This is a genomic window from Streptomyces sp. NPDC059994, from assembly GCF_042737755.1.
Lineage (GTDB): Bacteria > Actinomycetota > Actinomycetes > Streptomycetales > Streptomycetaceae > Streptomyces.
In genome coordinates, this window is the sequence record NZ_JBHWUR010000123.1 from 1 (window position 1) to 21,488 (window position 21,488).

At 71.5% G+C, this 21,488-nt stretch carries 18 protein-coding genes; 14 read left to right on the forward strand and 4 right to left on the reverse strand.

The genetic code is table 11. The annotated features are described in order from the left end of the window. Nucleotides 1-155: 155 nt before the first annotated feature. Nucleotides 156-1,055, reverse strand: a complete 900-nt coding sequence (locus tag ACFWA7_RS35015; RefSeq protein ID WP_385545536.1) for a peptidoglycan-binding protein — start codon at nt 1,053-1,055, stop codon at nt 156-158. Between the two features lie 93 nt (nt 1,056-1,148). On the opposite strand from ACFWA7_RS35015, the gene ACFWA7_RS35020 reads away from it, so the two are divergent. Further along, nucleotides 1,149-2,747 (forward strand): methylmalonyl-CoA mutase, encoded by a 1,599-nt coding sequence (locus tag ACFWA7_RS35020; RefSeq protein ID WP_385827108.1) that lies wholly within the window; start codon nt 1,149-1,151, stop codon nt 2,745-2,747. A gap of 183 nt (nt 2,748-2,930) precedes the next feature. Here the strand turns inward: ACFWA7_RS35020 and ACFWA7_RS35025 are convergent, their stop codons facing one another. Next, nucleotides 2,931-3,569 carry a TetR/AcrR family transcriptional regulator C-terminal domain-containing protein gene (locus ACFWA7_RS35025; RefSeq protein ID WP_385545529.1) on the reverse strand — a complete coding sequence of 213 codons (639 nt, stop codon included), beginning with the start codon at nt 3,567-3,569 and terminating at the stop codon, nt 2,931-2,933. Nucleotides 3,570-3,607: 38 nt separating this feature from the next. Between ACFWA7_RS35025 and ACFWA7_RS35030 the strand changes: the two genes are divergently transcribed. Then, nucleotides 3,608-5,074 (forward strand): FAD-dependent monooxygenase, encoded by a 1,467-nt coding sequence (locus tag ACFWA7_RS35030; protein ID WP_385827110.1) that lies wholly within the window; start codon nt 3,608-3,610, stop codon nt 5,072-5,074. 1 nt (nt 5,075) lies between these two features. Here the strand turns inward: ACFWA7_RS35030 and ACFWA7_RS35035 are convergent, their stop codons facing one another. Beyond that, on the reverse strand, nt 5,076-6,404 hold the full coding sequence (locus ACFWA7_RS35035) for a polysialyltransferase family glycosyltransferase (RefSeq protein ID WP_385827112.1): 1,329 nt from the start codon (nt 6,402-6,404) through the stop codon (nt 5,076-5,078). Then, nucleotides 6,404-7,390, reverse strand: coding sequence for a glycosyltransferase family 2 protein (locus tag ACFWA7_RS35040; protein WP_385827114.1), 987 nt, complete (start codon nt 7,388-7,390; stop codon nt 6,404-6,406). Before ACFWA7_RS35040 ends, ACFWA7_RS35035 begins: the two co-directional genes overlap by 1 nt. 187 nt (nt 7,391-7,577) lie before the next feature. Here ACFWA7_RS35040 and ACFWA7_RS35045 point away from each other — a divergent pair, with 187 nt between their 5' ends. The 12 genes from ACFWA7_RS35045 to ACFWA7_RS35100 all read left to right on the forward strand — a co-directional run bounded on the left by ACFWA7_RS35045 (nt 7,578) and on the right by ACFWA7_RS35100 (nt 21,241). After that, entirely contained in the window at nt 7,578-8,900 is a 1,323-nt protein-coding gene (locus ACFWA7_RS35045) for a DUF6716 putative glycosyltransferase (protein ID WP_385827116.1), read from the forward strand. Further along, complete coding sequence (locus ACFWA7_RS35050) at nt 8,900-10,123, forward strand: cytidylyltransferase domain-containing protein (RefSeq protein WP_385827118.1); 1,224 nt, start codon at nt 8,900-8,902, stop codon at nt 10,121-10,123. The genes ACFWA7_RS35045 and ACFWA7_RS35050 overlap by 1 nt, the downstream gene beginning before the upstream one ends. Before the next feature lie 12 nt (nt 10,124-10,135). Then, the gene (locus ACFWA7_RS35055) at nt 10,136-11,068 is read left to right on the forward strand and encodes an N-acetylneuraminate synthase family protein (RefSeq protein ID WP_385545511.1); all 933 of its coding nucleotides are present in this window, start codon (nt 10,136-10,138) and stop codon (nt 11,066-11,068) included. A 15-nt stretch (nt 11,069-11,083) separates the two neighbouring features. After that, on the forward strand, nt 11,084-12,184 hold the full coding sequence (locus tag ACFWA7_RS35060; RefSeq protein WP_385545509.1) for a hypothetical protein: 1,101 nt from the start codon (nt 11,084-11,086) through the stop codon (nt 12,182-12,184). Between the two features lie 263 nt (nt 12,185-12,447). Then, the gene (locus ACFWA7_RS35065; protein WP_385827120.1) at nt 12,448-13,680 is read left to right on the forward strand and encodes an amidohydrolase; all 1,233 of its coding nucleotides are present in this window, start codon (nt 12,448-12,450) and stop codon (nt 13,678-13,680) included. 140 nt (nt 13,681-13,820) lie between these two features. Continuing rightward, a complete protein-coding gene (locus tag ACFWA7_RS35070) occupies nt 13,821-14,885 on the forward strand; it encodes a BMP family protein (protein ID WP_385545506.1) in 1,065 nt (354 codons plus the stop codon). A 232-nt stretch (nt 14,886-15,117) separates the two neighbouring features. Then, nucleotides 15,118-16,668: an ABC transporter ATP-binding protein gene (locus ACFWA7_RS35075; protein ID WP_385827122.1), complete on the forward strand. Its 1,551-nt coding sequence runs from the start codon at nt 15,118-15,120 to the stop codon at nt 16,666-16,668. Beyond that, a complete protein-coding gene (locus tag ACFWA7_RS35080; RefSeq protein WP_385545504.1) occupies nt 16,665-17,789 on the forward strand; it encodes an ABC transporter permease in 1,125 nt (374 codons plus the stop codon). The genes ACFWA7_RS35075 and ACFWA7_RS35080 overlap by 4 nt, the downstream gene beginning before the upstream one ends. Next, nucleotides 17,786-19,072: an ABC transporter permease gene (locus ACFWA7_RS35085; RefSeq protein ID WP_385545501.1), complete on the forward strand. Its 1,287-nt coding sequence runs from the start codon at nt 17,786-17,788 to the stop codon at nt 19,070-19,072. The genes ACFWA7_RS35080 and ACFWA7_RS35085 overlap by 4 nt, the downstream gene beginning before the upstream one ends. Further along, nucleotides 19,069-19,479 (forward strand): cytidine deaminase, encoded by a 411-nt coding sequence (locus ACFWA7_RS35090; protein ID WP_385545498.1) that lies wholly within the window; start codon nt 19,069-19,071, stop codon nt 19,477-19,479. The genes ACFWA7_RS35085 and ACFWA7_RS35090 overlap by 4 nt, the downstream gene beginning before the upstream one ends. Before the next feature lie 129 nt (nt 19,480-19,608). Then, the gene (locus tag ACFWA7_RS35095) at nt 19,609-20,886 is read left to right on the forward strand and encodes a thymidine phosphorylase (protein ID WP_385545495.1); all 1,278 of its coding nucleotides are present in this window, start codon (nt 19,609-19,611) and stop codon (nt 20,884-20,886) included. Between the two features lie 82 nt (nt 20,887-20,968). Continuing rightward, on the forward strand, nt 20,969-21,241 hold the full coding sequence (locus tag ACFWA7_RS35100) for an STAS domain-containing protein (RefSeq protein WP_385545493.1): 273 nt from the start codon (nt 20,969-20,971) through the stop codon (nt 21,239-21,241). Nucleotides 21,242-21,488: the final 247 nt, after the last annotated feature.

Here is a 21,488-nt window from a genome sequence, read left to right on the forward strand (position 1 = left end):
GGTTGTGGGGGGGCAACTGCTGGGGGGTTCCCCCCTTACCCCTGGGTTGGGGGAGTCGGGGGGGGGGGGTCCTGTTCCCCCCGGTCCCGCCCGCGCCCTCTCTCCTGCGGCCGAGCCGCGACCGGCCCGGCGACCGGATCACCCGTAGATCCTGATCACCAGTAGATGACGACCTTGTCGTTGACCCGCACCTGGTCGAAGAGCTTGGCGAGCTTCGCCTTGTCGCGCACGTTCACACAGCCGTGCGAGGCGCCCGCGTAACCGCGCTTGGCGAAGTCCGACGAGTAGTGCACGGCCTGGCCGCCGCTGAAGAACATCGCGTACGGCATGGGCGTGTGGTAGATCGACGAGACGTGGTTCCTGCTCTTCAGGAAGACCTTGAAGGTGCCCTCGCGGGTCGGCGTGTACTGCGAGCCGAACCGCACGTCCATCGACGACTGCACCTTGCCGTTGATCACCCAGTTGAGCGTGCGGGTGGTCTTGCTGATACACAGCACGCGGCCGGTCATACAGCGCTTGTCGAGCTTGGTCTTGGGCTTGTTGACGGCCTTCCCGCTGAGCTCCTCCCGGGTCGGCCTGGTCGTCATGTCGCCCAGCTTCTGCCAGGTGGCGGTGTCGGCGGAGCCGGTGGCGGGCAGCCCGCGCTTTCCCTGGAAGCCCTTGACGGCGGCGACGGTGACGCTGCCGTAGTTGCCCGTCGGCGTGTCGTCGAACCAGCCGACCTGGGCGAGCCGGGCCTGGAGCTCCTTGACCTGCGCGCCCTGCGCGCCGGTCGCCATCAGGACCTTCGGCGCCGGCCTGGCGGCGGTGGTCCTGGACGCGGACGGGGCTACCGCGGCGTCGGCCTCGCTCGCGCCGCCGGCGGTGATTCCGTCGGCCTTGTTGTCGTTCGCGGTGCCGGCCGACGGCGCCGAAGACGGCGCGGCAGCCGCGGGCTTCTGGTCGGCGGCCCCCGACGCCTTGTCCGACTGGGCCCCGCACGCGGCCGTGACGGTCAGCACGGTGGCCGCGGCGAGCGTCCTGGCTATGACAGTGGTGAGATGGTTCCGGCGCATCGTCGCCCCCCTGATATTCCCTCTGGTGACCCCAGAGACTGTTTCCCGGGCCGAACGGTTGCAAGAAGCCGTCGAGGAAGCGAGGCGGAACACATGGCGCGCGAGTCGGACGGTGCCCGGCGCACCGAGAGCGGTCTGCCCCTCGGCCCGGTGTACGGGCCGGACTCCCTCGACGGGTGGGACCCGGCCCGGCAGCTGGGTGAGCCGGGCGGGTATCCGTTCACCCGGGGTGTCTACCCGACGATGTACACCACACGCCCCTGGACGATGCGCCAGTACGCCGGATTCGGCACGGCGGCCGAATCCAACGCCCGCTACAAGCAGCTCATCGCCAACGGCACCACGGGCCTTTCCGTCGCCTTCGACCTGCCCACCCAGATGGGCCACGACAGCGACGCGCCGCTCGCGCACGGCGAGGTCGGCAAGGTCGGGGTGGCCGTCGACTCGGTCGAGGACATGCGGGTCCTGTTCGACGGCATCCCGCTGGGCGAGGTCTCCACGTCGATGACGATCAACGCGCCCGCGGCGCTGCTGCTCCTGATGTACCAGCTGGTCGCCGAGGAACAGGGCGTCCCCGCGCGCGAGCTGACCGGCACGGTCCAGAACGACGTGCTCAAGGAGTACATCGCCCGGGGCACCTACATCTTCCCGCCCGAGCCGTCACTGCGGCTGACCGCGGACATCTTCCGGTACTGCCGGGCCGAGATGCCGAAGTGGAACACGATCTCGATCTCCGGCTACCACATGGCCGAGGCGGGCGCCTCGCCCGCACAGGAGATCGCGTTCACGCTGGCCGACGGCATCGAGTACGTCCGCACGGCGGTCGCGGCCGGGATGGACGTGGACGACTTCGCCCCGCGCCTGTCGTTCTTCTTCGTCTCGCGCACGACGCTCCTGGAGGAGGTCGCCAAGTTCCGTGCGGCGCGCCGGATCTGGGCGCGGGTGATGCGGGAGGAGTTCGGCGCGAAGGACCCCAAGTCGTGGATGCTGCGCTTCCACACCCAGACGGCCGGGGTGCAGCTGACCGCCCAGCAGCCCGAGGTGAACCTGGTCCGGGTCGCCGTGCAGGGCCTGGCGGCGGTGTTCGGCGGTACGCAGTCGCTCCACACCAACTCCTTCGACGAGGCGATCGCGCTGCCCACGGACAAGAGCGCGCGCCTTGCCCTGCGTACGCAGCAGGTACTCGCGTACGAGACGGACGTGACCGCGACCGTCGACCCGTTCGCGGGCTCGTACGTCGTCGAATCCATGACCGACGAGGTGGAGGCGGCGGCGCGGGCGCTGATGCAGCGGGTCGAGGACCTGGGGGGCGCGGTGAGCGCGATCGAACACGGCTTCCAGAAGGGCGAGATCGAGCGCTCGGCGTACCGGATCGCCCAGGAGACCGACAGCGGCGAGCGGGTGGTGGTCGGGCTCAACCGGTTCCGGCTCGACGCGGAGGAGCCTTACGAGCCGCTGCGGGTGGACCCGGCGATCGAGGCGCGGCAGGCGTCCGGGCTTGCCCGGCTGCGGGCCGAGCGGGACGCTGCCGCTGTGGGGGCCGCGTTGTCTGCGCTGCGGGATGCCGCGCGGGGCCAGGACAACGTCCTGTACCCGATGAAGTCCGCGCTGGCCGCTCGCGCGACGGTGGGGGAGGTCTGTGGGGCGCTCCGGGATGTCTGGGGCAGCCATGTCCCTCATGAGGTGTTCTGAGAGCGCTGTCGCCCGCGGGCCGGTGGTGGGCCGCTCGGGCAGTTCCCCGCGCCCCTGAAGGACTGTGGCCGAGCTGATCTCTCCGGCTGCGGGGGACTGCCCAAGGGGCGCGGGGCTGTGACATGTGCGGCTGGGCCGCGTGGGCGCGGCCGGCCACCCACGGTCCGCAGGCGCCCACCGGCATCAGTCGCCGCCCCGCCGCGCGAACACCGCCTCGATCCCCGCGATCACCACCCGCAGCCCCGCCTCGTAGCGCTGCTCGTACCCCTCGAAGAGGTCCGCGCCCGCCGCCGCGGCCAGGGGGTAGTCCCCCAGCCGGATCGCGCGGGCGTCGATGTCCAGGGGCTCGGGGGCCATTCCCTGTTCCTCGGCCACGAAGCCCATCGTGTACGCGTACGTGGTCGTCCCGGCCAGTGCCGCGTCGGCCGGGGCGAAGCCCGCCGCGCGCATCGCGACCAGCAGCGACTCCAGCGTCCTCGCGTGGTCGGTGCCGGTGAAGCGGGTGCCCCCGTACACCTTCGCCCCGTCGCGGTAGCTCAGCAGCATGGAGCGCAACGCCCGGTTGAATCCGGCAAGTTGATCCTGCCAGGGGGCGCCGGGGGTCATGCCTTCGATGCCGTCCGCCGCCATGCGGCGGTACATCACCGTCGCCATCTCGTCGAGCAGGGCCTGCTTGTTCTTGAAGTGCCAGTAGAGCGCGGGCGCCTGGACGTGGAGCTCCTTGGCGATCGCGCGGAGCGTCAGGCCGTCGAGGCCCACTTCGTTCAGGAGCCTCAGTGCGGTGTCGGTCACCAGCGCGCGGTCGATTCTCGTCGTAGCCACCTTGACAATTTAACACTGTTAAGCCCATGCTCGGCGGCATGGAACTTAACAACGTTAAGCAAGCGCCCGGGATCGCCGCCGACGTCCTCGTGGTCGGCGCCGGCCCCGCCGGGCTGGTCCTCGCCGTCGACCTCGCCCGGCGCGGGGTGTCCGCGCTGTTGGCCGAGAAGGGCGCGACGCTCTTCCCGGGCTCGCGCGGCAAGGGCCTCCAGCCCCGCACCCAGGAGGTGCTGTACGACCTCGGGCTCTTCGACGACGTCCGGGCGGCGGCGCGCACGTATCCGAGGATGCTCGCCTGGGAGGGCCCGGACGGCACCGTGCGCGGCCGCGAGTGGGACATGATCGAGCGCTCGGAGCCGACCGCGCAGACGCCTTTCGCGGACGCGATCCTCATCGGCCAGGCGCACCTCCAGGCGCTGCTCCACGAGCAGCTGGTCGCCCTGGGCGGCGAGGTCGTTCACGACGCCGAACTGACCGGTCTGGAGCAGGACTCCGACTCCGTCACCGCGCACTTCGCCGACGGCCACCGCGTCCGCACCCGCTATCTGGTGGGCTGCGACGGCGGCCGCTCCACGGTCCGCGAACTGCTCGGCGTCACGATGACCGGCGAGACGGTCGACCCCAGGCCGCTGCTCGTCGCGGATCTGGTCCTCACCGAGGACGCGGTCGTCGACGACCGCAACTGGCACGCCTGGACGGGCGCCCCGGACGGCGGCGTGGTGCTCTGCCCGCTGCCGGGCGCCGAGCGGCTGTTCCAGCTGGTCGCCCAGTACAGCGATGAGAACGCGGTCCCGGACGTCACCCCGGAGGGCGTACGGAAGCTGATGGCCGTGCGTACGCCGGTCTCCGCCGACCAGATCGCCGAGGTCGTCTGGGCCTCGGACTTCCGCCCGCGCGCGGCACTCGCCGACCGCTACCGCGACGGCCGCGTCCTCCTCGCCGGGGACGCCGCCCACATCCACTCCCCGGCCGGGGCCCAGGGCCTCAACACCAGCGTCCAGGACGCCTACAACCTGGGCTGGAAGCTGGGCCAGGTGCTGCGGCGCGGCGCCCCCGCCACGCTCCTCGACACCTACGAGGCCGAGCGGCAGCCGGTCGCCGCGGGCGTCCTGGGCGTGAGCACGCGGCTGCACCGCGAGGCGCTGCTGGGCGAGGGCAGCCGGCGCGGTGACGAGGTCAAGCAGCTCGGCATCGGCTACCGCGGCGGCCCGCTCTCCTCGGGCCGCGCGGGCGCCCTGGAGTCCGGCGACCGCGCCCCCGACGGCGTCCTCCCGGAAGGCCGCCTCTTCGACCTCTTCCGGGGCCCGCACTTCACCCTGCTGGCCTTCGGCACCGAGCCCCCGGCGGACCTGGGCGACCAGGTCCACGTCCATGAGCTGAGCCCGTACGACGCCTACGGCCGGGGCCTGTTCCTGATCCGCCCGGACGGCTACCTCGGCTGGGCCGGGGAGACGGCCGAGGGGCTGGACGAGTACCTGGCGAAGACCGGGGCCGCCGCCGGGTGACCTACGCGGCCCTCGCCCGCCGCGCCACCGCCCTCGCCCGCCGCGCCAGCTTCCGTACCGTCGCGTTGCGCGGGATGAAGGCGAGCTGGCCCGGGATCGCGCCCGGGAGGGCCAGGGTCGTCAGACGGCGGCGCTTGAAGTAGCGCCAGGTGTGCGGGGTCAGATGGCGGGAGAGGTAGCGCTCGGCCGCGGGGCGCAGGTCGGGGCGGATCTCGGACTGCATCGCGTAGCCGACCGCCGCCACCAGCGCCGCCAGGTCGTGCGGCGGCTCGGGCGGCTCGCCCTCCAGCGGCGGCAGCAGCGCGTCCACCAGCGTCACCGGCACCCGGTTGCTGTTCTGGTACGGGGTGAGGCGGTCCAGGAGCAGATCCGTGCCGGTGCGGGCGACCGGGATGCCGTAGAACGCCGACGCCGTGAGCAGCGCGGTGGAGAAGCAGCCGACCACCAGGGCCGGGCGGATGCGCTCGTAGAGCACCTCGGCCAGCAACGGGCTCTCCAGGACCGTCAGTTCGACGTCCAGCGCCCCGGCCTGGGTGCGCAGGGACTCGGACCAGGCGGGCGGGGCCGAGGGGTGCGGCTTGAAGACGAGGTGGCGGTGGCCGCGCGCGGCCGCGCCCCGCACCATGGCGAGGTGCAGCTGCTCCTCCTCCGCCTCGGTGAGGATAGAGAGCGCGGCCAGGTACTGGCCGAGCAGCAGGGCCGCGCCCTCGGGCACGTCGGGCACGTCGGGCCCGTCGCCCTGGGCCGACAGTTCGCCCACCACCTTGGTGAAGGCCGCCGCCGGGATGACCTCCGCGCCCACCCCGAACTCGCCGAGCAGCAGCGGCTCCAGGCCCGGTACCAGGTCCAGGTGCAGGACGCGCCGCACCCGCGAACCCACCAGCGGGTCCAGCTTGTTGCGGGTGGGGCCGTAGCTCATCAGCCCGTCCGCGTACACGTGCAGCGGCGCGTCCGGGAAGAGCTGGGCGACCGCGCCCGCCGGGTTGACCTGGATGGACTCGACGGCGAGCTCGATCCGGTCGTCCCCGAGGTCCCAGGCGCGCCGCAGCTGCCGCTCCCACAGCGGGACGTCGTCCGCGCGCGGCGCCCAGCCGCCCGGGTGCATCGGCGCGATGGTCTCGTTCCACGACAGCACCCCGTCGAAGCGCTCCCGCAGCACCTCGAAGCCCGGCATCTCGTCGAGTGAGGGCGAAGTCTCCGGAATCGGGGCGTTGTTGCTGACCAGGAGCAGCCGGCGGTCGGCCGGCCCGAAGCAGTCGCTGTCGAGCGCGGCGGCCAGCGTCGCCATCCCGTACAGCGTGGTCGCCAGGAAGATCTGAGTCGTACGCATCAGGCCGCGGCCCCCGCCGAGGTGAGGGAGTTCGTGCGTCCGCGCAGCCGCCGCAGCCGGGAGGCGCGGCCCGAGTCCATCGAGTCGAGCGCCTCCTTGAGAATGTCCTGCGGCATCCTTTTCAGCGCTCCCGCACTCATTGTCCGCAGTTTCCGTGCCACGGCCGGTTCGAACCTTTCACTGTTTCCCAGGTGGTGGGAAATGATGGCGCAGTACGTCCGTACCGCCTTCGGCAGCAGTTCCGCCGAATTTGGATCTTGAGCTGTTTCCTCGATTACCTGGTCGAATGCCCGGATGAAATCGAGCTGGCGTACGTCACCGATCTGCGTCAGCGAAGTGGCCACTCCGCGCCGGTAGTGGACACCGAGCAGACCCACCACCGCGAAGGATTCCGCCTCCCGGTGCAGCCGCCAGATCCACGGCCGGTCCTCGGCCGTGCGCAGCCCGTCCGTGAAGTGCAGCAGACCCCGCTCCACCAGCCGCCGGTGGTAGATCCCGGCCCAGGCGAACGCGTAGTCCACCGAGGTCGAGCGGGTGGTCGGCAGGATCGCCGCGCGCGGGTCGAGCACCTCGCCGCGCCGCCCGTGCGGCACCCGCTGCACCGAGCGCTGGGTGCCGGTGCACTGCACGTGGTCGGTGCGCAGGAAGTCGCAGCCCAGCTCCTCGATGGCGGCGACCAGCCGGGAGTAGTGGCCGGGCGCCAGCCAGTCGTCCCCGTCGAGGAAGGTGACGTACTCGCCGCGCGCCGCGTCGATGCCGGTGTTGCGCGCGGTGGCGAGACCGCCGTTCCTCTCGTGTCTGAGGACCACCGCCCCCGGCAGCTCGCGCTCGGCGCGGGCGAGGAGCGCGGCCGTACCGTCCGAGGAGCAGTCGTCGACCAGCAGGAACTCGAAGTCCTCACGCGCGTTGTCGCGCAGACTTCTCAGGGTGTCGGGGGCATAGGTCCGCACGTTGTAGAACGGCACGACCACAGAGAGCTTGACCACCCGGGTGACGCTAAGTGGCGCCGCGTCATTCGCCCTGTCCGGGCGAGGGATGTTGGGTGAACACTGGGCGACCGGCTTATTAACCGGTTCGCTTTACGGGCTCTTTCTTCATTCGTAGACGCGCTGTTAACCATCTGTTGCGGTCCAGTTGGGCCGCCAAACGGAATGGATTCCTAGCTTCTTCGACGTGCCATCACGTACGAACCCCTCCGACACTCCGCCGCGGATCGCCGTTCTCGCCGATTCCGACACCCGGTGGAAATGGGGTGCCCTCACCGCCCGCCGGATCGCCGAGCGCACCCCCGAGCTCAGCGGCTTCCTGCTGCGCGGCCGGGCCACCCCCACGCCGCGCCAGCTCGCCGAGGTCGGCGTCGACGCCGACGCCCTGCGCGAGGTGACGATGGCCGCGTTCCTGCGCGCCGTCGAACGCGAGCCGTACGACGTGGTGGTCCTCGCGCTGGTCGGCGGCGCCGCCCAGGCGGCCCTGCACGGCCTCGCCCGGCTGTGGCCCGCCGGCACCCGCAGGCCCGTCCTGGTCACCGGCTACGTCGGCGTCGTCTACGAGAAGCTCGCCGACGGCCTGCTGCTGCGCCACGGCGCCGACGTGGTCCTCGCCAACTCCCGGCACGACGCCGAGCGGTTCCGCGCGGTGTACGAGGGCGTGGGCGCCGACGCCTCCGCGGTGACCGACGCCGCCCTGCCGTTCCTCGGGGGCGAGCCGTACCGGCCCGAGCCGGGCCGCGACACCGTCGTCTTCGCCGCCCAGCCGTCCGTGCCCGAGAGCCGCGCCGACCGCTTGTACCTGCTGCGGCGCCTGATCGCCCACGCCCACCGCCACCCCGGCCGCGAGGTGCTGCTCAAGCTGCGCTCCAAGCCCGGCGAGCACACCACGCACATCGAGGAGCAGCCCTACCAGAAGCTCGCCCGGGCCCTGGAGCCGCCGCCCAACTTCCGTCTGGTGTACGGGAACATGGGCGAGGTCCTGGACCGCACCGACCTGCTGGTCACGGTCTCCTCGACGGCCGCCCTCGAATCCCTGCACCGCTCGGTGCCCACCGCGGTCCTGACCGACCTGGGCGTACGCGAGGGCCTCGGCAACCACCACTTCATCGGGTCGGGCTGCCTCGCCTCCTGGGACCAGCTGGACGCCGGGCACCGCCCGGACCCCGACGCCGGCTGGCTCGCCGCCCAGGGGGTCGCCCCCGGCGACGCGTACGCCACCGCCTTCGACGCGGCCCGCACCCGCATCGCGGACCTCCTCACCCGCCCCGGACTGCCGCCCGTACGGCCCTACTACACGCCCGCCACCGCACCCGGCTATCTGCCCGGCATCCTCGCCCGCCACCACCTCGCCCCCGACGGCACCCCGCTGCCGGGCGCCGCGCCCGAGGCGGAGGCCACCGGCGTACGCCGCCTGGTGCGCGATGCCGTACGGGACGCGGCCCGCGGGGCCTACCGCCACGGCGTGCAGCGCGTGGCCCCGGTCATCCGCCGGATGGGAGAACTCTGATGAACGCCCTGCCGAACCCGCGCCCGAACCCACGGCCCAAGAAGGTCCTGGCCGTCATCCCGGCCCGGGGCGGCTCCAAGGGCGTCCCCGGCAAGAACCTCGCCGCGGTCGGCGGCGTCCCGCTGGTCGTCCGGGCCGTACGGGCCTGCCTCGCCGCGCGGCACGTCACCGATGTCGCCGTCTCCACGGACGACCCGGCGATCGCCTCCGCCGCCGCCGCGGCCGGCGCGCACGTCGTCGTGCGCCCCGCCGCCCTCGCGGGGGACACCGCGACCAGCGAGGCGGCCGTACTGCACGCACTCGAAGGGCACGCGGACACCGACGTCGTCCTGCTCGTGCAGTGCACCAGCCCGTTCCTGACCCACGAGGACGTGGACGGGGTCGCCGCGGCCGTCGTCGAGGACGGCGCCGACACGGCCGTCACCGTCGCGCCCTTCCACGGCTTCGTCTGGCGCGAGTCCGTACAGGAGGGCGGCGAGGGCATGGGCCACGACAAGGCCTTCCGCCCGCGCCGCCAGGACCGCCCCCAGGACTTCCTGGAGACCGGCGCCGCCTACGCCATGGACGCCGAGGGCTTCCGCACCCACCAGCACCGCTTCTTCGGGCACACCGCGCTGGTGCGGACCGATCCGGCCCGGGTGCTGGAGATCGACGACCCGCACGACCTGGCCCGCGCCCGGGCGCTCGCGCCGCTGCTCGACCCGGCCCGCACCCCCGACCACGCCGACGTCGACGCGGTCGTCCTCGACTTCGACGGCACCCAGACCGACGACCGGGTGCTCATCGACTCCGAGGGCCGCGAACTCGTCGCCGTGCACCGGGGCGACGGGCTCGGCATCGCGGCCCTGCGCCGCGCCGGCCTGAAGCTGCTCATCCTCTCCACCGAGCAGAACCCGGTGGTCGCCGCCCGCGCCCGCAAGCTCCGGATCCCCGTACTGCACGGCGTCGACCGCAAGGACCTCGCCCTCAAGCAGTGGTGCGAGGACGCGGGGGTCGACCCGGCCCGGGTGCTCTACGCGGGCAACGACGTCAACGACCTGCCCTGCTTCTCCCTCGTCGGCTGGCCGGTCGCGGTCGCCGACGCCCATGACTCCGTGCGCGCCGCCGCGCGCGCGGTCACCGCCACCCCAGGCGGTGAGGGCGCGATCCGCGAGATCGCCGCCTGGCTCCTCGGACCCGAGCTCCACCACACCCCTTCGCTCCACAACTCCCCTGCCCAGTAAGGACATCCCCTCATGAGCAACCGTCTGCGCACCTTCGGCAGCCGCAGTGCCGGACCGGGTCAGCCGGTGTACGTCACCGGTGAGATCGGCATCAACCACAACGGTGACCTGGGCAACGCCCTCGCCCTGATCGACGCCGCCGCCGACGCCGGCTGCGACGCCGTCAAGTTCCAGAAGCGCACCCCGGAGATCTGCACCCCGCGCGACCAGTGGGACATCGAGCGCGACACCCCGTGGGGCCGGATGACGTACATCGACTACCGCCACCGGGTGGAGTTCGGCGAGTCGGAGTACCGCACCATCGACGAGCACTGCAAGAAGCGCGGGATCGACTGGTTCGCCTCCCCCTGGGACACCGAGGCCGTCGCCTTCCTGGAGAAGTTCGACCTGCCGGCCCACAAGGTCGCCTCCGCCTCGCTCACCGACGACGAGCTGCTGCGCGCCCTGCGCGCCACCGGCCGCACCGTCATCCTCTCCACCGGTATGTCCACGCCGAAGCAGATCCGGCACGCCGTCGAGGTGCTCGGCAGCGACAACATCCTGCTCTGCCACGCCACCTCCACGTACCCGGCCAAGGCCGAGGAGCTCAACCTGCGGGTCATCAACAGCCTGATGGCCGAGTACCCCAATGTCCCGATCGGCTACAGCGGCCACGAGACGGGCCTGCAGACGACGCTGGCCGCCGTCGCCCTCGGCGCCGCCTTCGTCGAGCGCCACATCACCCTGGACCGCGCGATGTGGGGCTCCGACCAGGCCGCCTCCGTCGAGCCGGGCGGTCTGCAGCGCCTGGTCCGCGACATCCGCACCATCGAGGCCGCGCTCGGCGACGGTGTCAAGAAGGTGTACGAGTCGGAGCTCGCCCCGATGAAGAAGCTGCGCCGGTTCACCGGTGTCGTCGCCGAGGCCGAGGCGGTCGACGCCGACCGCGCGCCGGTCTCGGTCTGAGACGGGCCGGCCGCCGTGCCTCGGGACACCACCGCCACGATCGCCTTCGTGGAGAGCCCGGTCCAGCTGCTCAACGTGCTGGAGTGGGCCCATTCCACGCGCCCGCTGCTGAACGGCGTGCCGGCCCAGCGGTCCGGGCCCGGGGACGCGGCGGCCGCCCACGACGACCTCACCGTCGTCGTCCTCTCGCCCACCGACCCGATGTCGCGCGGCCAGCTGCGCCGGATGGCGGAGCTGGCCCGCGAGGAGGGCATGCGGGTGCGCTGGGAGGAGGCGCGCGGCGGGCCCACCGCTCCGCTGCGCACCATCGGCGGACTGTCCTCGCTGCTGCGCCGCGCCGACCGGATCGTCATCGGCGACCCGTTCTCGCGCTACGTACAGCTGCTGCTGACCGTGGCCCGCGCCCGTGACCTGGTCGTCGTCGACGACGGTACGGCCACCATGGAGTTCGTCGCCCAACTGGGCAGCGGCGAGCGGCTGGTCCGCTGGCACCGGCGCGGCAGCCGGGCGGGGGCGCGCGATGTGCTCTTCGCACCGTTCGCCGCCTCGGCGCGCCGTCGGCTCACCCCGTCACGGGGCCGTACGGTCGAGGTGTTCAGCGCCATGCCCGTACAGGCCCCGGAGGCTGTCACGGTCACCCCCAACACCTTCGGCTGGACCCGGGCCCGGTTCGGCCCGCCGCGCATCACCAAGGGCGCCGACATGGTGGGCACCTCTCTGGTGGAGACGGGCGTGGTCGACCCGGACCGCTATCTGGAGGCGGTCGCGGCCCTGGCCCGCACCCACGGCGTGACCCGGTACTTCGCCCACCGCCGCGAGTCCCCCGAGAAGCTGCGCACCCTGCACCTGCGGACCGGCCTGGAGATCGTCCGGCCGGATCTGCCGCTGGAACTCATCGCCCGGCGCGGGCCCGTCGGGCGTACGATCCTCAGTTTTCCCTCCACGGTGGTCCACACCCTGCCGCCCGCCCTGGCGGGCACCGACGTGCGCCTGCTGGTCTGCGACATCGACCCCGCCTGGCTCACCGACAAGGCGTCCCCGCGCGCCCAGGGCTTCCTCGCGGACGTCACCGGCTCGGCCCGCGACGCCCACGGGCTGCGGATGGTCGCGGCGTGAGCGGGGGCCTGCGCGGGGGCGCGCGGGCCGGGGCGCCGGCCGGGCGCGGTGCGCCCTCTGCCCGCCCCCGGCCTGAGACGGCGCTGAGAGAACACTGCGAAACATCTGCGACACGCCTGAGAAACGAGCGGCGAGTTTACCCAGCCCCCACGGCCGACAACCCCCGGGCGGGCAGATTTCTTTCCCCTATCGGGCTGAACTTTTGTTGATTGAAGGTTAGTTGGCCCTTAATGGGGCCTACTCTTCAACAGGTGAACCAGTTGATGTCGCGCGCCTCCGACGAACCCGAGGACGATCTGCCCGGGGGAGCCCCGCTGCCCGGGTTGCTCCCCGAGCCCCTGGGTGCCGAACTCATCGCCTTCCGCCGGGACTTGCACATGCACCCCGAGCTGGGAAACCAGGAGTTCCGCACCACCGCGGCGATCAAGAAGCGGCTGGAGGCGGCCGGGCTCAAGCCCCGGGTCCTCGACAGCGGGACCGGACTCCTGTGCGATGTCGGCACCCGGAAGAGCGGACGGCCCATGCTGGCGATCAGGGGGGACATCGACGCCCTGCCGATTCCGGACGCCAAGGTCAACACGCCGTACCGCTCGACCGTCCCCGATCGGGCGCATGCCTGCGGCCACGACATCCACACCACCACCGTGCTCGGCACCGGTCTGGTCCTGGCCGAGCTGGACCGGCAGGGCCTGCTGCCGAACCCGGTCCGGCTGGTCTTCCAGCCCGCCGAGGAGGTGCTGCCCGGCGGCGCCACCGACGCGATCCGGTCCGGCGCGCTCGACGGCGTGGGCAGGATCATCGCGGTGCACTGCGACCCGCGCGTCGACGCCGGCCGGATCGGGCTGCGCGCCGGGGCGATCACCTCGGCCTGCGACCGGCTGGAGATCACCCTGGCCGGCCCCGGCGGCCACACCGCCCGCCCGCATCTGACCACCGACCTGGTCACCGCCGCCGCCCGGGTGGTCACCGACGTGCCCGCGCTGCTCGCCCGCCGGATCGACGCCCGCGCCGGGCTCGCCGTCACCTGGGGCCGCATCGACGCCGGGCACGCCTGCAACGTCATCCCGATGCGCGCGGAGCTGGCCGGAACCGTGCGCTGCCTGGACCTGGACGCCTGGCGTGACGCGCCCGACAAGGTGCACGCCGCGATCGACGAGGTCGCCACTCTGCACGGCGCGAAGTCCGAGATCAACTATGTCCGCGGCGTGCCGCCGGTCGTCAACGACCCGGCGGTGGCCGAACTCCTGCGCGAGGCTCAGACGGCGCGCCGAGGGGCGTTCGCGATCGAGGACACCGAGCAGAGTCTGGGTGGCGAGGACTTTTCCTGGTACCTGGAACACGTGCCTGGCGCGATGGCCCGCCTCGGCGTGCGCACTCCGGGGTCCAACGCCCGTCTTGACCTGCATCGGGGTGATTTCGACGCCGATGAGGCCGCCATCAGGGTCGGAGTGGAGCTCTTCACTGCCGCTGCGCTGCTGGAAGGACACCGTTCGTAACCGGACACTTCATCCTCTGTTCGCGGCGATTCGATAACGGCTTCCGAACAGGTCTTTACGCGACATCTACGCGCGTTACGATCCGACGCGAAACCAGCGCCGGTAGGGGCGCTCTCGGTTCGTTTTGAAGGGACCTCCTCGTGCGCCGGGTATCCAAGATCGCTGCGGCCGGTATCGCCACCGCCGCACTCGCGCTTTCCGCCACCGCGTGTGGCAGCACCTCCTCCGAGAAGGACAAGGGCACCTCCTCGTCGTCCAGCGCGGGCGGCAAGGGCGTCAAGGTCGGTGTCGCGTACGACGTCGGCGGCCGTGGTGACCACTCGTTCAACGACTCCGCCGCGCGCGGCATCGACAAGGCCAAGGGCGAGTTCGGCGGTGACATCAAGGAGCTGACCGCCAAGACCACGGACACCGAGGCCGACCGCATCCAGCGCCTCACCGACCTGGCCCAGGCGGGCTACAACCCGGTCATCGGCATCGGCTACGCCTACGCCAACTCGATGAAGCAGGTCGCCGCCAAGTACCCGAACACGACCTTCGGCATCGTCGACTCGGTCGTCGAGGGCGCCAAGAACGTCGACAACATCGTCTTCACCGAGGAGCAGGGCTCCTACCTCGCGGGTGTCGCCGCGGCGCTGAAGTCGAAGACCGGCCACGTCGGCTTCATCGGTGGTGTGGACGTCCCGCTGATCAAGAAGTTCGAGGCCGGCTTCGTCCAGGGCGTCAAGGACACCAAGCCCGCCGACAAGGTCGACGTCCAGTACCTGTCGCACGGCTCGGACACCTCCGGCTTCGCCAGCCCCGACAAGGGCAAGGAAGCCGCCCAGGGCATGCTCGACAAGGACATCGACGTCATCTACACGGCGGCCGGCTCCTCCGGCACCGGCGCCATCGAGGCCGTCGCGGGCAAGAAGGGCGCCTGGGCGATCGGCGTCGACTCGGACCAGTACAACCAGGCATCCCTGGGCAAGTACAAGTCCGCGATCCTGACCTCGGTCGTCAAGAACGTCGACATCGGCGTCTACGACCTGGTCAAGTCGGTCAAGGACGGCAAGCCGCTGACCGGCACCAACAGCTACCCGCTGGCCAAGGACGGCGTCTCGCTGGCCACCAGCGGCGGCTTCATCGACGACATCAAGGCCCAGATCGACGCGGCCAAGAAGAAGATCGTCGACGGTGAGATCAAGGTCAAGACGACCCCGTGATCCGCGCCGTGACCCGGCCCTGTCACCGGGGCCGGACCACGTCACGGCACTGAAGCAGTGACGGGCTCGGCGGGGAGGGTGAGCCCCCTCCCCTCCGAGCCCATAACGATGTGTCAACTCTACGCGCGTAGGCGGGAGTTGGCGCGCTAGCGTCACCACGCCCTCTGCCCCCACCCCCCTCCTTCTCGTAGGAGAGTGCGCCATCAACGCGTCCAGCCCTCCCGCCGTCGAACTGCGCGGCATCACCAAACGATTCCCCGGCGTCGTCGCCAACAAGGACATCGACATCACCGTCAAGAAGGGCACCGTCCATGCCCTCTGCGGTGAGAACGGTGCCGGCAAGTCGACCCTGATGAAGATCCTCTACGGCATGCAGAAGCCGGACGAGGGCACCATCACCATCGACGGCGAGCAGGCGGTCTTCCACAGCCCCGCCGACGCCATCGCACGCGGAATCGGCATGGTGCACCAGCACTTCATGCTCGCCGACAACCTCACCGTCCTGGAGAACGTGGTTCTCGGCGGCGAGAAGCTGTACGGCATCGGGGCCAAGGCCCGTAAGAAGATCAAGGAGATCTCCGACGCGTACGGCCTGAACGTGCGCCCCGACGTCCTCGTCGAGGACCTGGGCGTGGCGGACCGCCAGCGCGTCGAGATCCTCAAGGTCCTCTACCGCGGTGCCCGCACCCTGATCCTCGACGAGCCGACGGCCGTCCTGGTCCCGCAGGAGGTCGAGGCGCTCTTCGACAACCTGCGTGAGCTCAAGGCCGAGGGCCTGACCGTCATCTTCATCTCCCACAAGCTGGGCGAGGTGCTGAAGGTCGCCGACGAGATCACCGTCATCCGGCGCGGTACGACGGTGGGCACCGCCGACCCGAAAACCACCACCTCCAAGCAGCTCGCCGAGCTGATGGTGGGCAGCGAGCTCCCGTCCCCGGAGACCCGCGAGTCGACCGTCACCGATGTGCCGATGCTGCGGGTGGCGGGGCTCCAGCTGGCCGCGACCGACCCCGAGGGCGTGGTGCGCGACGTGCTCTCCAACGTCTCGTTCACCATCCACAAGGGCGAGGTCCTGGGCATCGCAGGCGTCGAGGGCAACGGCCAGGCCGAGCTCGTCGAGGCCATCATGGGCATGCGCGACCCCGACGGCGGTGTCATCACCCTCGACGCCGACGACATCTCGCACGCGCCGACCCGCGCGCGCCGCGAGGGCGGCGTGGGCTACATCCCCGAGGACCGCCACCGCCACGGCCTGCTGCTCGAAGCCCCGCTGTGGGAGAACCGGATGCTCGGACACATCACCGAGCGCCCCAACTCCAAGCGCGGCCTGCTCGACAACAAGGCGGCCCGGGTCGACACCGAGCGGATCGTGCGCGAGTACGACGTGCGCACCCCCGGTATCGACGTCACCGCGGCCTCGCTCTCCGGCGGCAACCAGCAGAAGCTGATCGTCGGCCGCGAGATGAGCCACACTCCCAAGCTGCTGATCGCCGCGCACCCCACCCGGGGCGTGGACGTCGGCGCGCAGGCGCAGATCTGGGACCAGATCCGGGAGGCCCGCCGCGAGGGCCTCGCGGTGCTGCTGATCTCCGCCGACCTGGACGAGCTGATCGGCCTGTCCGACACCCTGCGGGTGATGTACCGCGGCCGCCTGGTCGCCGACGCCGACCCCGCCACGATCACCCCCGAGGAACTCGGCTCCGCGATGACGGGTGCGGCCTCCGGCCACCTGGAACACGTCGAGGGCGAAGAGTCCGGTACGGACCGGGGAGAGGACCGATGAAGAAGCTCACCTCCAGGATCGACAAGGAGCGCCTGCTCCTCGCGATCGCGGCCCCCGTGCTCGCGGTGGCCGCCGCGCTCGCCGTGACGGCCGTGGTCATCCTGATCACCGGCAAGAACCCGCTCACGGCCTTCAGCGACATGCTGTCGTACGGCTCTGCCAGCGACAGCCAGATCTACATCCTGAACAAGGCCACCACGTACTACCTGGCGGGCATCGCGGTGGCCATCGGCTTCCGGATGAACCTGTTCAACATCGGTGTCGACGGCCAGTACCGCATGGCGGCGTTCTTCGCGGCCGTCGTCGGCGGTGCGCTGACCCTGCCGGGCATCGTGGCCATCCCGCTGATGATCATCGTGGCGATGTTCGTCGGCGCGATGTGGGCGGCCGTGGCGGGCATCCTCAAGGTGACCCGCGGCGTCAGCGAGGTCATCTCGACGATCATGCTCAACGCGATCGCCACCGCGATCATCGCGTATCTGATGCAGCCCGACCGCCTCGGCCAGCTCGACTCGGCCGGCACCCTGGTCTCCACCAAGCCGCTGCCGGAGGACTCCTGGTTCTTCAGCATCGACACCGGCGCCGCGGGCACCCTGTGGGGCTTCATCTTCGTCGCCGCCCTGTCGGGTGTCGCCTACTGGTTCGTGCTCGGCCGCACCCGCTTCGGGTTCGACCTGCGGGCCGTCGGCCAGTCCGAGTCCGCGGCCGCCGCCAGCGGTGTCAGCGTCAAGAAGATGATCGCCACCAGCATGGTCATCTCGGGTGCCGTCGCGGGTCTGGTCGGTCTGCCGACGCTGCTCAACGACAGCCACCAGTACGACAACAGCTTCCCCGCGGGCCTCGGCTTCACCGGTATCGCCATCGCGCTGCTCGGCCGCAACCACCCGATCGGCATCGCCCTCGGCGCCCTCCTGTGGGGCTTCCTGGAGCGCACCACCAGCCACCTTGAGTTCATCGGCTTCGACAAGGAGATCCTCGGCGTGATCCAGGGCGTCATCGTCCTGTGCGTCGTCATCGCCTACGAAGTCGTCCGCCGCTACGGCCTGAAGCGCCAGCAGCAGCGCGTCGGCGCCGAGCTCGCGGCCCAGGCCGCCAAGTCCCAGCAGGAGGTGACGGCATGAGCGTCACGACCGACACGACCACGACCCCGCCTCCGGCCGGGGTCAAGCGGGGCAACCTCAAGCGCAAGGCCTCCCTCGCGCAGATCCTGCTGATCGTCGCGGGCGCCCTGCTCCTGGTCTCCGCCGTCCGCGTCATCACCGGCGCCGACCAGCTCACCTCCGGCGGCCAGATCAGCGCCGCCCTCGGCCTCGCCGTGCCGATCGGCCTCGCGGGCCTCGCGGGCCTGTGGTCCGAGCGGGCCGGCGTGGTCAACATCGGCCTCGAAGGCATGATGATCCTCGGCACCTTCGGCGCCGGCTGGATCGGCTGGCAGACCAGCCCCTGGCTCGGCCTGCTCGCCGGCATCGGCTTCGGCGTCCTGGGCGGTCTCGTCCACGCGGTGGCCACCATCACCTTCGGCGTCGACCACATCGTCTCCGGTGTGGCCGTCAACCTGCTCGCGCTCGGCACCACGCAGTACATGGCGAAGCTCTTCTTCAACGAGGGCGACGCCGCGACCAAGGGCGGCAACCCCAAGCAGTCGCCGCCCTCGGACACCCTGCCCAGCTTCACGGTCCCGGGCCTCTCCTCCGGCCTGGAGTCGATCGAGAAGCACCACTGGTTCCTGATCTCGGACCTGGCGGGCATCCTCGCGGGCCTGGTCACCGACGTGTCCTGGGTGACCGTGCTCGCGGTCGTGCTCTTCGTCGCCACCTGGTGGCTGCTGTGGAAGACCGCGTTCGGCCTGCGGCTGCGCTCCTGCGGCGAGAACCCGGTGGCCGCCGAGTCCCTCGGCGTCAACGTCTACTCGTACAAGTACGCGGCGGTCGCCGTCTCCGGCGGCCTCGCCGGTCTCGGCGGCGCCTTCCTGGCGCTCGTCACCTCGCACATCTACCTGGAGGGCCAGACCGGCGGCCGCGGCTATATCGGCCTCGCCGCGATGATCTTCGGTAACTGGCGGCCGGGCGGACTCGCCATGGGCGCCGGTCTGTTCGGCTTCTCCGACGCACTCCAGCTGCGCAACGGCGGCGAGACCGTCCACGCGCTGCTGCTGCTCCTGGTGGTCCTTCTCGGCCTCCTGGCGGCCTGGAAGGCGTACAAGAAGGCCATGGTCCAGGCCGCGGTCAGCGCCGTCATCGCCGCGGTCATCCTGGTCTGGTACCTGATGACCGACACCGTCCCCGGCGACTTCGTCGGCGCCACGCCGTACATCGTCACGCTGCTCGTGCTGTCGCTCTCCGCGCAGCGCCTGCGGATGCCCAAGGCCGACGGCATGCGCTACCGCAAGGGCCAGGGCAAGTGACGCCGGACGCCAACGCCACCTCCGCCGTCGACTGGGAGGCCCTGCGCGAGGCGGCCCGGGACGCCATGTCCCGGGCGTACGCCCCGTACTCGGGCTACCCGGTCGGCGCGGCGGCGCTCGTCGACGACGGGCGCACGATCACCGGCTGCAACGTCGAGAACGCCTCGTACGGCCTGGCGCTGTGCGCCGAGTGCGGGCTCGTCTCGGCGCTGCGGCTCGGCGGCGGCGGGCGGCTGACGCACTTCGTGTGCGTCGACGGCCACGGCGCCGTGCTCGTGCCCTGCGGCCGCTGCCGGCAGCTGCTGTACGAGTTCGGCGGACCGGAGCTGCTCCTGGAGACCCCGGACGGGATCCTGCCGCTCTCCGCCATGCTTCCGCAGGCCTTCGGCCCGGACCATCTGAAGTAACCGTTCAAGTAACCACCGCGGCCCCTCCGTTGCTGGTCAGCGAGGGAGGGGCCGCACCCGTCAGCCCTCTCTATGCGCGTAGAGTCGTGTGTACCGTACGGACGAACCGCACTTGCCGGAAGGAATGCCATGGACGTCATCTCCGTCATCCGCACCAAGCGAGACCGGGGCGAGCTGAGCCCCGAGCAGATCGACTGGGTCATCGACGCCTACACCCGGGGTGTCGTCGCCGACGAGCAGATGTCGGCCCTCGCCATGGCGATCCTGCTCAACGGCATGAACCGTACGGAGATCGCCCGCTGGACCGCCGCGATGATCGCGTCAGGTGAGCGCATGAACTTCGACGCGCTCTCGCGCCCCACCGCGGACAAGCACTCCACCGGCGGCGTCGGCGACAAGATCACGCTGCCGCTCGCCCCGCTGGTCGCCGCGTGCGGCGCGGCCGTACCGCAGCTGTCCGGCCGGGGCCTCGGCCACACCGGCGGCACCCTCGACAAGCTGGAGTCCATCCCCGGCTGGCGCGCGCTGCTCTCCAACGAGGAGATGCTGAACGTCCTGGACACCACCGGCGCCGTCATCTGCGCGGCGGGCGACGGTCTGGCCCCCGCCGACAAGAAGCTCTACGCGCTGCGCGACGTCACCGGCACCGTCGAGGCCATCCCGCTGATCGCCTCCTCGATCATGTCGAAGAAGATCGCCGAGGGCACCGGCTCGCTGGTCCTCGACGTCAAGGTCGGCACCGGCGCCTTCATGAAGACCATCGAGGACGCCCGCGAGCTGGCCTCCACCATGGTCGCCCTCGGCACCGACAGCGGAGTCAAGACCGTCGCGCTGCTCACCGACATGTCCACCCCGCTGGGCCTCACCGCGGGCAACGCCCTCGAAGTCCGCGAGTCCGTCGAGGTCCTCGCGGGCGGCGGCCCCCAGGACGTCATCGACCTCACCCTGGCGCTCGCCCGCGAGATGCTGGACGCGGCCGGGATCAAGGACGCCGACCCCGAGAAGGCGCTCGCCGACGGCTCGGCCATGGACGTCTGGCGCCGGATGATCGCGGCCCAGGGCGGCGACCCGGACGCGACCCTGCCGGTCGCCCGCGAGCAGCACGTCGTCACCGCCTCGCGGTCGGGCGTGCTGACCCGCCTCGACGCGTACGACATCGGCGTCGCCGCCTGGCGCCTCGGCGCCGGCCGGGCCCGCAAGGAGGACCCGGTGCAGGCGGGCGCGGGCGTCGAGCTGCACGCCAAGCCGGGCGACACGGTGACGGCGGGTCAGCCGCTGCTCACCCTGCACACGGACACGCCGGAGAAGTTCGAGTACGCCCTCCAGACGCTGGGCGACTCGTACGACATCGCCCCGGCGGGCACCTCGTTCACCGCGAACCCGATCGTCCTCGACCGGATCGCCTGACGCCCCTGGTTGTGCCCCCGCACCTTCCCGCAGACCCGTACCCGGCCGATGAATTTCGCGGCCGGGGCGGGTCTGTTCCCGTGTGAAGCCCACCGAACCCGCCCTGCTCGTCGTCCCGTCGCCGGTGGCCCTCGCCGACGTGCCACCACTCTGCGAGCGGCTGCGGGCGCTGTACGCGGCCGGGGCGCGCGAGGTGGTGTGCGACGTCGGCGGGCTGGTGCGGGCCGATCTCGCGGCGGTGGAGGCGGTCGCCCGCCTGCGCCTGACCGCGCGCCGGGCGGGCGGGCGGCTTTCGATACGGAATGCGGGGCCGGGGTTGGTGGCGTTGCTGCGCCTCGCGGGGCTGGCGGAGTAGCTGTTCGTCTGCGGGCCGGTGGTGGGCTGGTCGCGCAGTTCCCCGCGCCCCTCAGGTAGTGGGCCGCAGCCGGAGAACCCAGCTCGGCCCCGAAGTCCTTTAGGGGCGCGGGGAACTGCGCGAGCAACCCAGCACGGTCCGCAGACAAACACGGGGTTAGGGGCGCGGGGAACTGCGCGACCAGCCCCCCCCCGGCCCCCCCCCCCCCCCCCCCCCCCCCCCCCGCCGCCCCCCGCCCCCCCCCCCC